Source organism: Klenkia sp. AC732 (genome assembly GCF_979256525.1).
This window is the reverse complement of sequence record NZ_CEEDOS010000005.1, coordinates 1-13,598: the sequence shown is the minus strand read 5'-3', so window position 1 is coordinate 13,598 and position 13,598 is coordinate 1. Positions and strand designations below refer to the sequence as shown.

At 73.5% G+C, this 13,598-nt stretch carries 14 protein-coding genes and 1 pseudogene; 10 read left to right on the top strand and 5 right to left on the bottom strand.

Going from position 1 to position 13,598, the window contains the following annotated elements; genetic code table 11:
* Positions 1 to 234: 234 nt before the first annotated feature.
* The 4 genes and pseudogenes from AC0IVP_RS03420 to AC0IVP_RS03405 all read left to right on the top strand — a co-directional run bounded on the left by AC0IVP_RS03420 (position 235) and on the right by AC0IVP_RS03405 (position 3,580).
* Positions 235 to 624 (top strand): hypothetical protein, encoded by a 390-nt coding sequence (locus tag AC0IVP_RS03420; RefSeq protein WP_471754567.1) that lies wholly within the window; start codon positions 235 to 237, stop codon positions 622 to 624.
* A complete protein-coding gene (locus AC0IVP_RS03415) occupies positions 621 to 2,450 on the top strand; it encodes a serine hydrolase (protein ID WP_471754565.1) in 1,830 nt (609 codons plus the stop codon). The genes AC0IVP_RS03420 and AC0IVP_RS03415 overlap by 4 nt, the downstream gene beginning before the upstream one ends.
* A gap of 38 nt (positions 2,451 to 2,488) precedes the next feature.
* A pseudogene (locus AC0IVP_RS03410) lies at positions 2,489 to 2,977 on the top strand (glycosyltransferase); the annotation flags it as partial.
* A gap of 60 nt (positions 2,978 to 3,037) precedes the next feature.
* Entirely contained in the window at positions 3,038 to 3,580 is a 543-nt protein-coding gene (locus AC0IVP_RS03405) for a glycosyltransferase (protein ID WP_471754711.1), read from the top strand.
* Positions 3,581 to 3,589: 9 nt separating this feature from the next.
* Here AC0IVP_RS03405 and rfbA read toward each other — a convergent pair whose 3' ends face one another.
* Complete coding sequence (rfbA, locus tag AC0IVP_RS03400; protein ID WP_471754563.1) at positions 3,590 to 4,456, bottom strand: glucose-1-phosphate thymidylyltransferase RfbA; 867 nt, start codon at positions 4,454 to 4,456, stop codon at positions 3,590 to 3,592.
* Positions 4,457 to 4,606: 150 nt separating this feature from the next.
* On the opposite strand from rfbA, the gene AC0IVP_RS03395 reads away from it, so the two are divergent.
* From AC0IVP_RS03395 to AC0IVP_RS03380, 4 genes are all read left to right on the top strand, one after another.
* Positions 4,607 to 5,662: a glycosyltransferase family 4 protein gene (locus AC0IVP_RS03395; RefSeq protein ID WP_471754561.1), complete on the top strand. Its 1,056-nt coding sequence runs from the start codon at positions 4,607 to 4,609 to the stop codon at positions 5,660 to 5,662.
* The gene (locus AC0IVP_RS03390; protein WP_471754559.1) at positions 5,659 to 6,552 is read left to right on the top strand and encodes a glycosyltransferase family 2 protein; all 894 of its coding nucleotides are present in this window, start codon (positions 5,659 to 5,661) and stop codon (positions 6,550 to 6,552) included. Before AC0IVP_RS03395 ends, AC0IVP_RS03390 begins: the two co-directional genes overlap by 4 nt.
* Positions 6,549 to 7,640 carry a mannose-1-phosphate guanylyltransferase gene (locus AC0IVP_RS03385; RefSeq protein ID WP_471754557.1) on the top strand — a complete coding sequence of 364 codons (1,092 nt, stop codon included), beginning with the start codon at positions 6,549 to 6,551 and terminating at the stop codon, positions 7,638 to 7,640. Before AC0IVP_RS03390 ends, AC0IVP_RS03385 begins: the two co-directional genes overlap by 4 nt.
* A 70-nt stretch (positions 7,641 to 7,710) precedes the next feature.
* On the top strand, positions 7,711 to 8,637 hold the full coding sequence (locus AC0IVP_RS03380) for a DNA-3-methyladenine glycosylase family protein (RefSeq protein ID WP_471754555.1): 927 nt from the start codon (positions 7,711 to 7,713) through the stop codon (positions 8,635 to 8,637).
* Here the strand turns inward: AC0IVP_RS03380 and AC0IVP_RS03375 are convergent.
* From AC0IVP_RS03375 to cofD, 3 genes are read right to left on the bottom strand one after another with little or no spacing between them, the layout of a single operon-like run.
* On the bottom strand, positions 8,622 to 9,233 hold the full coding sequence (locus AC0IVP_RS03375; RefSeq protein WP_471754553.1) for a dTDP-4-dehydrorhamnose 3,5-epimerase family protein: 612 nt from the start codon (positions 9,231 to 9,233) through the stop codon (positions 8,622 to 8,624). The two genes, AC0IVP_RS03380 and AC0IVP_RS03375, sit on opposite strands and share 16 nt — an antisense overlap.
* A 25-nt stretch (positions 9,234 to 9,258) precedes the next feature.
* Positions 9,259 to 10,311, bottom strand: coding sequence for a coenzyme F420-0:L-glutamate ligase (locus AC0IVP_RS03370; protein ID WP_471754551.1), 1,053 nt, complete (start codon positions 10,309 to 10,311; stop codon positions 9,259 to 9,261).
* Between the two features lie 24 nt (positions 10,312 to 10,335).
* Complete coding sequence (cofD, locus tag AC0IVP_RS03365; RefSeq protein WP_471754549.1) at positions 10,336 to 11,286, bottom strand: 2-phospho-L-lactate transferase; 951 nt, start codon at positions 11,284 to 11,286, stop codon at positions 10,336 to 10,338.
* Positions 11,287 to 11,686: 400 nt separating this feature from the next.
* Here cofD and AC0IVP_RS03360 point away from each other — a divergent pair, with 400 nt between their 5' ends.
* Positions 11,687 to 11,944, top strand: a complete 258-nt coding sequence (locus AC0IVP_RS03360) for a WhiB family transcriptional regulator (RefSeq protein WP_200938699.1) — start codon at positions 11,687 to 11,689, stop codon at positions 11,942 to 11,944.
* A 120-nt stretch (positions 11,945 to 12,064) separates the two neighbouring features.
* The gene (locus AC0IVP_RS03355) at positions 12,065 to 12,850 is read left to right on the top strand and encodes a GNAT family N-acetyltransferase (protein ID WP_471754547.1); all 786 of its coding nucleotides are present in this window, start codon (positions 12,065 to 12,067) and stop codon (positions 12,848 to 12,850) included.
* Here AC0IVP_RS03355 and AC0IVP_RS03350 read toward each other — a convergent pair.
* On the bottom strand, positions 12,834 to 13,598 hold a 765-nt coding region (locus AC0IVP_RS03350; RefSeq protein ID WP_471754545.1), incomplete at its 5' end, for a hypothetical protein. The genes AC0IVP_RS03355 and AC0IVP_RS03350 overlap by 17 nt on opposite strands.

The following is a 13,598-nucleotide window of genomic DNA, read 5'->3' as shown; positions in this document are numbered from 1 at the left end:
AGCCTCGTTGACTCTGCGTGCCGAGGTGTGCACTCTGCGCCTATGCGGACTGTGCTGGGTCGGATCATCTCCTTCGCTGCGGTCTGGTGTGCAGTCGCCGCCTGCACCGGAGACGTGGACGCGGGTGCAGGGTCAACGGCCGGGGTCGGCGCGACAACCCCCTCGGGTGCGGGCTCGAGCTCGGCCGCGGACCCCGGGGGTGCCCCACTTGCCACTGCGCTGCCCGGTGACGAGGTGCTGACGCCACTGCCGGTGGACCCCGGTGCTGCTGAGGTGGCCGCCCTGGTCGGTGGTCTGCCGGCCACTGCCTTGACCGGTAGGGCCGACATCGTGGTCAGCGGGCTCGTCACCCTGTCCGACGTCTCTGCCGTTGGCTCCTGTCCCCGGACGGGCGGCCCCGTGGCCCTGACCGCTGCTCTGGCAGACGGCTCGAGCCTCGACCTCGTCTTCGACGCCTCGGGGGTGACCTCCACCTTGTCCGCCCCGGGCATCGAGGTGCGCCAGCAGTTGCGTTCGCCCCAGGTCACGGTCACCGGGGCCGAGTTCTCGGTGACCGCGGACCTCGTCGAGGCGGGTACGTCCGAGCAGACGGGGACGATGCGGTTGACCGGGGTGTGCGCGTGATCGGCCGTGGCCGTGCTGTCGTCCCCCTGCTGCTGGCCTCCCTCGTGGCCGGCGTGCTGGGGTATCTGTTCACTGCTGGGGCCACGGGGGCTGCGGCGTCCGCGCCCTTCGACCAGGCGTCGAACGTCCGGACCGCCTCGCAGTACGCCGCGGGGCGCTCCGAGGACGTCGGCATCGTCGTCCTGGACCGGGAGACGGGACAGTGGGAGGAGAACGCGGCTGCACACACACCGATGCGCTCTGCGTCCGTCGTGAAGGTGCTGGTCGCCGAGAACCTGCTCGACCGGCAGCGGCGTGGTGAGTTCGTCCTCCCGGTGCGAGACCGGGAGTTGCTCGAGTCCATGGTCATCGCCTCGGACGACGCTGCCATGTCCAGCCTCTACTCCCGGTACGGCAGCGTCGGGATCGTCGCGTCGGTTGCCGCCAAGTACGGACTGTCGGAGATCGGTGCACCGCCGACCCCGGGCTACTGGGGCATGTTCATCATCACCGCACACGACATCGCGAGGTTCTACGACGGGGTGCTGGACGGTGGCCTGCACCCCGACGACCGCTCGTACCTGGTCTCCCTGCTGAACCGGTCCAGCACCAACGGTGCCGACGGATTCCGGCAGGACTTCGGCATCCCTTCGGGGTTCCCGGGAGGCGCGTGGGGCGCCAAGCAGGGGTGGATGTGCTGCCAAGAGGGATTGCGACGGCTGCACACCACAGGCGTCGTCGGGTCGACCCAGCGTTTCGTGGTCGTCGCGCTGTCCCAGTACAGCCAGGGTCTCTCCTACGCCCACGGTGGCGAGACCCTGACCGGTGTCGTGTACCGCCTCTTCCCCGGCGGTCACGTCCCTCCACCGGGCAGTTCCCGCGACCCGGTCGGTGCGCTGGACGCGATCGTCGAGACCTCGCCCGGTGTCTTCCGGACGTCGGGGTGGGCCTTCGACCCAGACCAGCCGACCGACGCGCTCGCGGTGCACGCCTACGTGGACGGCGTGGGCGTCGCTCTCACGACAGCCGGCCGGACCAGGACCGACGTGGCCTCGGTCTTCCCGACTGCAGGGGCGGCGCACGGCTTCGACATCGACGTGCAGGTCGGGGAGGGCCCGCACGTGTTGTGTCTCTACGCCATCAACGTCGGTCCCGGGGTCTCCAACCCGCAGGTGGGCTGCCGACAGGTGACGCCCCAGTTCGGGGCGGTGGGCATCCTGGACCTCGCCGCGGTGAGCGGGTTGCGTGAGGTCACCCTGTCCGGGTGGACCCTCGATGCGGACTCGCCGAGGTCCGTCCTCGACGTGCACGTGTACGTCGACGGGCGAGGCGCCGGCATCGGCCGCGCGTCCGTCGACCGACCGGACATCGGCGCGGCCTTCCCCGCGGCCGGACCCGGCCACGGGTTCGGGATCACGGTCCCGGTGGCGGGTGGACGTCACACGATCTGCGCCTACGGCATCAACGCACCGGGCAGCCGGGGTGGGAACGTGCTGCTCGGGTGCAGGGTCGTGGATCTCGCGGCGGGCCTGGTCGGTTCGGTCGACGAGGTGAGCGGGGGGCCGGGCGTGCTGCGGGTCGCCGGTTGGCTGTTGGACACCGAGGCCCCGGCAGCGCCGGCAACCGTGCACGTCTACGTGGACGGGGTCGGGACAGCCGTGCTCACGGCAGATGCCGTGCGGGTCGACGTCGCCGACGGCTACCGTGGTGCCGGGGCTAGGCACGGCCTCGACGGGACCTTCCCGGCGTCGCCCGGCGTCCACCGGGTCTGCGTCTACGGGGTCCCCGTTGCGGGAAGTGGGAGTGTGGGCGGCCTCCTGACGTGCACGGTGGTGCCGTCGGGGTGACGGTCGCCGGTCCTCGTCCGCCCTCCTAGGCTCCTGTCATGCGTGTCGGTGTCGTCTTGGAGCAGGTCCTCTCGCCCGTCCCGGGAGGCACCGGCCGTTACGCCCACGAAGTGGCCGCGGCGTTGGCCGCCTCCTCACCGGCGATCGTCGTCTCGGGCTGGACGGCATGGCACCGGGACGTAGGAGCGGCGCGGGTCCCCGGGGTCGCCGGGCCCCACCGGCTCGCCCTGGGGCGTCGTCCCCTCGTCGCATCCTGGGAACTGGGCAGGGGGCCCCGACCGCGGGGCGTGGACGTCGTCCACGCCCCGACGTTGGCGTTCCCCCCGCGGGGTCGCCGTCCGCTGGTCGTGACGGTCCACGACGCGGTGCCCTGGACGCACCCGGAGACCCTCACCGCGCGCGGTGTGCGATGGCACCGTGCCATGGCGGAGCGGGCGGCCGAGGTTGCCGACGCGGTGGTGGTGCCCACCCGGGCGGTCGAGGTCGCCCTGGGACGAGCGACCGGACTCCGTCGCATGACGGTCATCGGAGAGGGGGTCTCGGGGCGGCTGGTGCTGCCTGGCGACCATCAGGAGCGGGCCGCACGCTTGGGCCTCCCCGACCGCTACCTGCTCAGCCTGGCCACCCTGGAACCACGCAAGGGACTCGACGTCCTCATCTCGGCGCTCGGGGACCGTCGGGCGCCTGGGCTCCCCCTGGTCGTCGTGGGTCAACCTGGCTGGGGTGGTGTCGATCTGGTCTCGCTCGCCCGGGCCGAGGGGCTGGCCCCGGCACGACTGCTCGCGCTGGGGCGGCTGAGTGACCCCGACCTCGCCGTGGTGCTGCACCGGGCACACGCTCTGGTGGTGCCGAGCCGCGCGGAGGGGTTCGGGCTCCCCGTGCTGGAGGCGATGGCTGCCGGCGTTCCCGTGGTGACCTCGGACGACCCGGCGCTGGCCGAGGTCGGGGGCGACGCCACTCTCCGGTGCCCGATCGGTGACCCCGGAGCCCTGGCCGAGGCCTTGGCGGCCATCGAGGACCCGTCCACCCGGGCGGGGCTGGTGGCCCGCGGTTCGGCACGGGCCCCCCGCTACAGCTGGACTCGTACGGCGCGGGAGCTCACGGAGGTCTACGAGCGGCTGCTGTCGTGACCCGGGTGCTCAGCGGTCATCGAGCAGGCGGAGCAGGTACTCGCCGTACCCGCTCTTCTTCAGCGGCGCAGCCAGTGCCACGAGTTGCTCGTCGTCGATGAAGCCCCGCCGCCAGGCGATCTCCTCGATGCAGCCGATCTTCCAGCCCTGGCGTTCCTCGACGACCCGGACGAACTCGGCCGCCTGCATCATCGAGGCGTGTGTCCCGGTGTCCAGCCAGGCCGTCCCGCGCTCCAGCACCGTCACGGTCAGTTCGCCCAGACGGAGGTACTCGTCGTTGATCGCGGTGATCTCCAGCTCGCCCCGGCTGCTCGGTTGGATGTGCCGGGCGATCTCGACCACCCGGTTGTCGTAGAAGTAGAGGCCGGGCACGGCGTAGCTGCTCTTGGGCTCGGTCGGCTTCTCCTCGATGGAGATCACCTTGCCGTCGCGTCCGAACTCGACGACGCCGTAGTCCTCGGGGTTCGCCACGTGGTAGGCGAAGACGTGCCCGCCGACGGGTTCGGTGTTTGCCCGGAGGTTCTTGCCCAGGCCGGTTCCGTAGAAGATGTTGTCGCCGAGCACCAGGGCCACCGGTTGGTCCCCGATGAAGTCCGCACCGATGACGAAGGCCTGCGCGAGCCCCTCGGGTCGCGGCTGGACGGCGTAGGTGATCTCGATCCCGATGTCGGAACCGTCCCCCAGCAGGCGCTGGAACTGCGACTGGTCATCGGGTGTCGTGATGATCAGGACCTCGTGGATCCCGGCGTTCATCAGCAGGCCGAGCGGGTAGTACACCATCGGCTTGTCGTAGATGGGCATCAGCTGCTTGCTGATGCCCTTCGTGATCGGGTAGAGCCGGGTACCGCTTCCACCGGCCAGGATGATCCCACGCATGCGGCCAGCCTATCCGCGGCCGGCTGCCGCCCGTTCGGAGCCGGGCATCCGTAGGCTCGGGTTCCCGCCGCCACACCCCTGGAGTCCGCCCTGCCCGAGGCCCCTCGCGTCCTGCTCGACGCGACCGCTGTGCCCGCCGACCGTGGCGGGGTGGGCAGGTACGTGGACGAACTGCTGCCGGCCCTGTCCCGCCTGGGCGTCGAGCTGGTCGTGGTCGCCCAGGCCGGCGACGTGGCGGTGTACCGGGAGCTGGTCCCGGACGCCGAGGTGCACGCCGCGCCCGCCGCGGTGTCCCGGCGCCCGGTGCGGCTCGCGTGGGAGCAGGTCGGCCTGCCGCTGCTGGCCCGTCGGGTGCGCGCCGATGTCGTACACAGCCCGCACTACACCCTGCCGCTGCTCAGCCCTGTGCCAGTGGTGGTGACCCTGCACGACGCCACCTTCTTCACCCTGCCGCACGTCCACCTGCCCGTGAAGGCGCGCTTCTTCCGGTCCTGGACCCGGCTCGCGCTCCGTCGCGCCCGTCGCTGCGTGACGCCGTCGGCGGCCACCCGGGCCGAGCTGGTCCGGGTCGCCGGTGCCGACGAGGAGCGGGTGGACGTCGCGCACCTGGGGGTGGACGCCGACCGGTTCCACGTACCCACCGATGGCGAGACCGCTCGCCTGCGCGCAGCCCTGGGCGTACCCGACCGTTACCTCGCCTTCCTCGGCACGCTGGAGCCTCGGAAGAACGTGCCTGCGCTGATCGAGGCCTGGGCCCGACTGGAGCGGCCGCCCCCGCTGGTGCTGGGGGGCGGGCGTGGGTGGGACGAGGCCATCGACGCCGCAGTGGCAACAGTGCCGGCGTCCCACGACCTCCTCCAGCCCGGATACCTGCCCCTGGACCTGCTCGCCGCGTTCCTCGGCGGTGCGGAACTCGTCGTGTACCCGAGCCTGGGCGAGGGGTTCGGGCTGCCGGTGCTCGAGGCGATGGCCAGCGGTGCTGCCGTGTTGACCACACCGCTGCTGTCCCTGCCCGAGGTCGGCGGCGACGCGGTCGCCTACAGCGACCCGGATGTGGACTCCCTCGAGACCGCTCTGCGCGCGCTGCTGGCCGACCCCGACCGCCTCGCCCGGCTCCGAGAGGCCGGGCGCGCCCGGGCCGCGCTGTTCACCTGGGACGCCTGCGCCCGGGTGCACCTCGCGACGTACCGGGCGGCCTCGGCATGAGCGGTCTCCTCCGGGTCGTCGTCGTCACCTACTCTCCCGGGGACTCCCTGGGGTCGTTCGTGGACAGCCTGCGGGCTGCGACCGGACGGCCGTTGGACGTGGTGTTGGCCGACAACGGCTCCACGGACGGGGCGCCCGAGAACGCTGCGCAGGCCCCCGACGTCCGGCTGCTGCGCGTCGGCGGCAACGTCGGTTACGGGCCCGCAGCCAACGCCGGTCTGGCCGACGTCCGCCGGGGTTGGGCGCTCGTGGCCAACCCCGACATCGTCTTCGATCCCGGCAGCATCGACGAACTGCTCGACGTCGCCGCTCGGTGGCCGCGGGCCGCCACGGTCGGTCCGGCGATCCGGACGCCCACGGCAGAGCTGTACCCCTCGGCGCGGGACCTGCCCCGGTTGTCGACCGGGGCCGGCCATGCCCTCGTCGGCTGGGCATGGCCGTCCAACCCCTGGACGACCCGCTACCGACGAGAGCGGGAGGCTCCCCGGGAACGGCCAGCAGGCTGGCTGTCCGGGTCCTGCTTCCTGGTCGACCTCGAGGCCTTCCACGCTGTGGGCGGCTTCGATCCCGGCTACTTCATGTACTTCGAGGACGTGGACCTGGCCGAGCGTCTGGGTGCTGCCGGCTACCTCCACGTGTACGCCCCCTCTGCGGGCGTCGTCCACGAGGGTGGCCACTCGACCCGCCGCGAGCCCCACCGGATGCAGCGCGTCCACCACACCAGTGCCCTGCGGTACTTGTCCGGCCAGTACCCGCGCCGTCGGCAGGCCCCGTTGCGCGCAGCGCTCCGGGCCGGGCTGGGGGCCCGGATGCTGGTGTCCTACGCCAGCGGTCGCGTGGCCGCTGGCGCCCGGTTCCGTCGTACCGTCACCGAGGAGCTGACCCCGTGAGGCACGCAGTGATCATGGCCGGTGGGTCCGGAACGCGGTTGTGGCCGCTGTCCCGTTCCGCCCGACCCAAGCAGCTGCTCGACGTCGTCGCCGAGGACGACGGCGGGGCGCACAGCCTGCTCGCCGAGGCGTTCACCCGACTGCAGGCCGTGCTGCCGACAGAGCAGATCTGGGTGTGTACGGCGGCTCGCTACGGCGACATGGTGCGGGAGGCGCTGCCCGAGCTCGGGGCCGACCGGTTGATCCTCGAGCCCGTCGCGCGAGACACGGCCAACGCCGTCGGGCTGGCGGCCGCGCTGGTCGCCGACGTCGACCCCGACGCCGAGCTCGCGGTCGTATCCGCCGACCACGTGATCCGCCCGGTAGAACGGTTCGCCGACGCGCTGCGGACGGCCTACGACTGCCTCGCCGTGCGCCCCCGCTCGCTGGTCACGCTGGGCATCACCCCGACCTCGCCGGCGACCGGGTTCGGCTACGTCCAGAAGGGCGCCCCGATCGAGGTCGCCGGCGCCGCTGAGGCCGCCTCCTTCCGGGAGAAGCCCGACCGGGCCACTGCCGAGGGGTACCTCGCCTCGGGGGAGTACGTCTGGAACTCCGGCATGTTCGTCTGGCGCGCCCAGACGGTCCTGGATGCCCTGGCCGAGCACCTGCCGGACAGTGCCGACGGGCTCCGGCGAATCGTGGCCGCCGATGATCGCGAGGCGGTGCTGGCGGAGGTCTTCCCCACCCTGCCCAAGATCAGCATCGACTACGCGCTCCTGGAGCCGGCGGCGGCCGAGCCTGGTCGGGTGCTGGTCGTCGACCTCGACGTGGAGTGGCTCGACGTCGGGTCGTGGGTCGCGTTGGCCGGCACGCTCGACACCGACGAGGCGGGCAACGCAGTCCGCGGGCTGGTCGTGGCGATGGACAGCAGCGGGAACGTCGTCCTGTCCGACGACCCCGACCACCTGGTGGCCCTGGTCGGCGTCCGGGACAGCGTCGTGGTGCACACCGCTGACGTCACCATGGTGTGCCCGGTGGGCGACGCCGAGCGTGTGAAGCAGCTGCTCGCCGCGGCGGACGAGCGCTTCCCCGGCCGCTACAGCTGAACGCGGGCCTACCCTCGTCGGGGCGGCCGGTGCCACCCGGCCGGGCTGGTGCTGAGGGGAGGGCTGTGTCGTGACCGCGACGGTGGAGACCCCGCTTGAGTCGTCCTGGCGGCCGGACTGGCCCCTGGACGTCCGCCGTGCGCTCTCCCCCCACCGTCGGGGGACGAGTGACCCCACGTTGCAGTACGCCCCCGACGGGGCGGTGTGGCGCACGACCAGCACACCCACCGGCGCCGCGACCGTCCGGATCGTCGTCCGGGGCGGCGAGGTGCACGCCCAGGCGTGGGGGCCGGGGGCCGACTGGGCCCTGGGTGTCGTCCCCCGGTGGTTGGGCGCTGACGACCGGCCCGAGGACTTCCGGGCGGCCCTTCACCCGCTGGTCGAGCGGCTGCACCGGAGCTCGCCCTGGTTGCGGATCGGCGGTACCGGCCGGGTCTGGGACGCGCTCGTGCCCGGGGTGCTGGAACAGAAGGTCACCGGCATCGAGGCGCACCGCACCTGGAGGCAGCTCCTGCTGCTGGCAGGTGAGCCGGCGTCCGGACCGGCCCCCGCCGGCATGCGGGTGGTGCCTTCGGCCGAGCGGGTGCGGGCGGTCACCGACTGGGAGTGGCACCGGTGTGGCCTGGACGGCGCGCGCCGTCGGGCCCTGCTGGCGGTGGCCGGCGTCGCCTCCCGGCTGGAGTGCGACGACCACACCGACTGCGAGGACCTGCGGCGCCGGCTGCGGTCGGTGCCCGGCATCGGCGTGTGGACGGCGGCGGAGGTGGCCCAGCGGGCGATCGGCTGCCCGGACCAGGTCAGCGTGGGCGACTACCACCTGAAGAACCTGGTCGGCTGGTCACTGGCCGGCCGCAAGACCGACGACGCCGGCATGCTCGAGCTGCTGGAGCCCTGGCGCGGCCACCGGCAGCGGGTGGTCCGGCTGCTGGAGATCGGGGGCAGCCGGCCACCCAAGCGCGGGCCACGGATGGCCCCGACGGACTACCGGCGGTACTGAGCCCGCAGCTCGTCGTACCGCGCCGTGCACTGCGCCATCGTCGGCAGCAGCCCCTGCTCCCGGGCCTCGGCCAGGGTCGGGGCGGAGGTGTCCTTGGCGGACAGCTCGAACTCGACGTCGGTGGGCCAGGGCAGCCCCAGGTCGGGGTCCATCGGGTTGATGCCGAACTCCCGGCCGGGGGAGTAGCCGCTGGACACCAGGTAGGTGACCGAGCTGTTGTCCGCGAGCGACACGAAGGCGTGCCCGAGGCCCTCGGACAGGTACACGGCCTTCGGGTCCTCGCTGTCGAGCTCCACGGCGTCGACGGCGCCGAACGTGGGGGAGTCCACCCGGATGTCCACGATGACGTCGAGGATCTTGCCGCTGGGGCAGTAGACGTACTTGGCCTGGCCGGGCGGCACGAGGGCGAAGTGCACGCCGCGCAAGACGCCCCGGGCGGAGACGGAGTGGTTGGCCTGGGCCAGGGTCAGACCGAAGCCGGTGGCCTCGCTGAGCACGTCGGCCCGGTACCACTCGGTGAAACGGCCGCGGCTGTCGCCGTGCGGGGTCAGGTCCAGCACGTAGCTGTCGGGCACCTTCAGCTCACGGATCTCCATGCCCCCATCCTGCCGGTCGCCCCGGTCAGCCCGCTCGGGACCCCAGCCAGAGCCGGCCCACCAGCGACGAGCCGCCCGGCGACCCCACCGGCTCCCACCGGGTGGCCCATCCCTCCGCCTGCAGGTGCACCAGGGCGGCCCCCACCAGGGCGCCCAGGGACAGCGCGGTCGTCGTCGTCACCGTGTCGGTGAGGTGCACGTCGACCACGCCGTCGTCCGCGCCGCCGTAGGAGAAGACGACCGGGAACTCCGGCAGCGCCGCCGAGGCGACGCGGAAGGCGGTCGCGACGGCCTGCGTCGCGCCGTCGCGGGGGACCAGGTCGGGAGCGGGCACCCGGGAGGCCACCAGGTCGCGCGTGCCGTACGCGAAGAGGTCGCCGGGGCCCAGGCGCACCAGCGGCCGGGTCCCGTCGTCGTGAGCCGGCTCGGCGACGTCGAGACCGCGGACGACCGCCACCGGCACCCCGGCGAGCTTGCCCTTCACCAGGTCCGCCGCCGAGGCCAGCTCGTCGACCAGGGCGACCTGGGTGGTCTCCAGCCGGTTGCCGTACGCGTCGACCGCGCCCCGGTGGTCGACCAGTGCGGGGAGCCCGGCCGAGCCGACGGCGACGTCGGTGAGACCGTCCCGCCAGGTGCGGCCGAAGGTGTCGCTGACGACGACCCCCACGGTCACGCCCAGCCGCTCCCGCAGGGCCGCCCGCAGCGCCCGGGCCGAGGCGTCGGCGTCGGCTGGCAGCAGCACGAGCAGGTCGGTGGCCACGTTGGAGGCGTCGATGCCGGCCGCTGCCACGACCCAGCCCTGCCGGGTCTCCACGATCTTCAGCGGTCCCCGCCGGGCGACGACCCGCACGGTCTGCTCGTCGATGGCCGCCTGGCGGACCGCCTCCCGGTCCGCGCCCGGCGGCACCCGGACGAGCGCGCCCTCGACCTTGGAGACGACCTTGGAGGTGACGACGACGACGTCCCCGTCGGCCAGCCAGGGCGCGGCCGTGGCCAGCGCACCGGCCAGGTCGTCGCCGGGTGCGAACTCGGGCAGCCCGTGGACCGGGAGGACCCGGATGCCGGTGGGCTCAGACACCGGTGGGCTCAGACACCGTTGGGCTCAGACTCCGGCCGCGTCGAGCGCGGCCCGGGCCATGGCCGCGGTCGCCTCGGGGGAGTCCATGAGCAGCGGGACCGCGCGGACGTCGACACCGGGCACGTCGGCGCGGTCGGTCTCGTGCACCAGCCACGCGTCGAGCAGGCCGCCGTCCGCCCGGGAGCCGTAGTGCCGGCCGACGCCCTCGGCGCTGACCTCGACCCCCACGACGGGCAGGCAGCGGTCGGCCATCCCGCGGACGACGTCGCCGCCCACGATCGGCGAGAGCCCGACGACACGCGCGGGGGAGGCGAGCAGCCCCTCCCGCAGGCCGGGCACCCCCAGCACGGTGCCCACGGACACGACGGGGTTGGACGGGGCGAGCAGGACGGCGTCCGCGGCGGCGAAGGCCTCCAGGACGCCCGGCGCGGGGCGGGCCTCGTCGACGCCCACCTGCACGAAGGCCGAGGCGTCGAGGGCGGCGCGGTGGCGGACCCACCACTCCTGGAAGTGGATGGCCTGCGGGCGTCCCGTGTCGGGGTCGGTGACCACGACGTGGGTCTCCACCCGCTGGTCGGACATCGGCAGCAGGGTCACCCCGGGCTGCCACCGCTCGGCGAGGGCCGCGGTCACCTGCGACAGGGGGTAACCGGCGTCGAGCATCCGGGTGCGCACGAGGTGCGTCGCGAGGTCGCGGTCACCGAGTCCGAACCAGGTCGGCTCGGCCCCGTAAGCGGCGAGTTCGCTCTTCACGGTCCAGGTCTCGTCGCGCCGGCCCCAGCCCCGGTCGGGGTCGATCCCGTCACCGAGCGTGTACATCACGGTGTCCAGGTCGGGACAGACCCGCAGGCCGTGCATCGTGACGTCGTCGCCGGTGTTGACCACGGCGGTGACCTCGGCACCGGGCTCCGCGGCGAGGACGCCGCGGAGGAAGCGCGCCCCGCCGACGCCGCCGGCCACCACCACGATCCGCATGCACACCAGGGTGCCCGATGGCAAGACCCGTGGTCCCCACCGGATTCTGGCGGGAATGATCTGCACCAACTCCCGGGGTACCGACGGCAGAAGTTGTGCAGGGGTGCGGCGTGTCCTGGGCTTTCGTGACCCTGTCGAGACCCTCCGTGACGCCTGTGACTCGTGGTACTCCGCGTTACACCGGACCGACTTGACCCCAGCACAACGACACGCGTGTAATTCCCTCGTTGTCACCAGGTGCAGCACCCCGGGATCGGCCCGGAAAGTAACGCACCGTGACGAAGGCGAGAGGGGACGCATCGTCATGGCAGAGGTGTCGTGGTTGAGCGAGTACAAGCAGCAGCACGGTGTCCAGGCGGCGCCGACCTCCGGGTCGGGCTTCGGTCAGGGCACGGCCGGGCTGTCGGCACTGGACTGGTCCGCCGGTCTGGAGGAGGACGAGCAGGGCTGGCAGGAGCGCGCCCTGTGCGCCGAGACCGACCCCGAGGCGTTCTTCCCGGAGAAGGGCGGATCGACCCGCGAGGCCAAGAAGATCTGCACCGGGTGCGAGGTCAAGCTCGAGTGCCTGGAGTACGCCCTGGGCAAGGACGAGCGCTTCGGCATCTGGGGCGGCCTGTCCGAGCGTGAGCGCCGCCGGTTGCGCCGCCGCGCCGTCTGAGACGGCCTGCCTGCCCCGTCGGTCACGCTGCGTGCGCCCCGGGGTCCTGCAGGCAGCCCGACGGCGTGTGGTCGACTCCCGGGTGTGTCCAGCCGGGTCGCCGTCGGGCGAGCACGCGTGGTGCGGGAGATCCGTGCCGCCGCTCCGCTGATGTCCCAGCTCTGCACCCCGGCCACCGCCCGGGGACCGTGGCTCACCGCCGCGGTGAACGCCACGCGGGTCGGTCTCGTCCGGCCCCAGCTGCGCGCGGTCGTCGTCGAGGCGCACCACCAGGGCCGTCCCTCCGGGGCGGCCCTGCTGTCGTTGCGGCGCCGCGGGGCGACCACCGAGGTCCGGCTGCTAGGGGACGGCACCGCCCCACCGCCCCCTGGCGGGCCGCCCCGGCGGCTGCTGGCGGCGGACCCCGACACGGCAGGGCAGCTGGCCGCAGCCGTGGTGGCCGAGGTGGCGACGATCCGCGGTCCCTGGCGGCTGGCGTTGACCGGACTGCCCCTCGGCGACCCCACCGCAGCCGCCCTCGCCGCCCGGCTGGGGACCGGGGCCTCCTTCGCCACCGTCCGCAGCCGGGCCCTGCATGACGAACTGGACGACGTCGGTGAGGTCCAGCGGTCCTGCGACGCGGCTGCCCTGGAGCAGTGGTTGCCGGACTTCCTCGACCACCGTCCCGCGGGCGGGTCCCGGCCGGTGCTGCGGGCGCTGGTCAGGACGCACGCGGCCATCGGGCTCCTGGAGCACGCCGTCGTCCGCGACGGCGACCGGGTCGTGGCCGGCCTGCTCACCCTCCTGGGGCCCGACGGCCGCCGTCCCTGGTGGGGCTGGACGGAGGTCGGCGGGCTCGATGAGGCCCCGGGGCGGCCCCTGGTGTCGCTGACCGCCTCCTCGGCGGGCCTCAGCCGCCGGCGGTGACCGTGTTCGCCGTCCGGTCGGCCGTCGTAACGGCGGTCGACGTGCCCAGCTCCAGGTCGCCCACCAGCGGCGCCGTCCCGTCCTCCGCGCGGCCGTCGGGTCCGGCCTCCACGGTGATGGGGTAGCTGCGCCCGGTGTACACCGGCGAGGACCCGTTGGGTCGGGTGTAGGTCTCGAAGTCACCGCTGAGCTCGAACTCGCCCGCCACCTCGCGCAGCTGCAGCGCGGGGGTGGGCAGGTCGGCGTACTCGGTGAGCGACGCCGTGCAGCCGGCCGCCGCCGGGTCCACCGGGGGAGTGGCGGTGATGCAGTTCCAGGTCGTGAGCTCCAGGTGGGCGACCCCCGTGGTGCCGTCGCTGCTGACGTCCAGACGCGGGTAGCTGACGGTCGCGCCCACTGCGCGGGGCTCCAGCACGATGCCCTCGAACGCGGCCCGGGCGGTGAAACCGTCCCGGCCGGGGTCGACGCTGGTCGAGGCCAGGTCACCGGCCGCCGCGGCGGTGAGCGGTGCGCGCGTGGTGGTCGGTGTCGAGGACGCGGTCGTCGGCACAGTCCGGGTCGTGGCCGCCGCTGCGGGGCGGCCCTCGTCCCGGCCCCGGTCGTCGCGCCGGCCACCGTGGTCGGTCAGCACCGCCAGCGTGCCGGCCGCGACGACGAGGGCCACCGCTGCCGTCGCGAGGGCGGCGACCGGTCGGCGGGGGGAGTGGGGAGCCGGCCGGGTGACCGGCGCGGCAGCCAGGGCCGGGGC

Bases quoted from the DNA above. Each gene is read 5' to 3' on its own strand.
- AC0IVP_RS03375 (WP_471754553.1), bottom strand. From the start codon at position 9,233: ATGGAGATCCGTGAGCTGAAGGTGCCCGACAGCTACGTGCTGGACCTG.
- AC0IVP_RS03390 (WP_471754559.1), top strand. From the start codon at position 5,659: ATGAGCGGTCTCCTCCGGGTCGTCGTCGTCACCTACTCTCCCGGGGAC.
- cofD (WP_471754549.1), bottom strand. From the start codon at position 11,286: ATGCGGATCGTGGTGGTGGCCGGCGGCGTCGGCGGGGCGCGCTTCCTC.
- rfbA (WP_471754563.1), bottom strand. From the start codon at position 4,456: ATGCGTGGGATCATCCTGGCCGGTGGAAGCGGTACCCGGCTCTACCCG.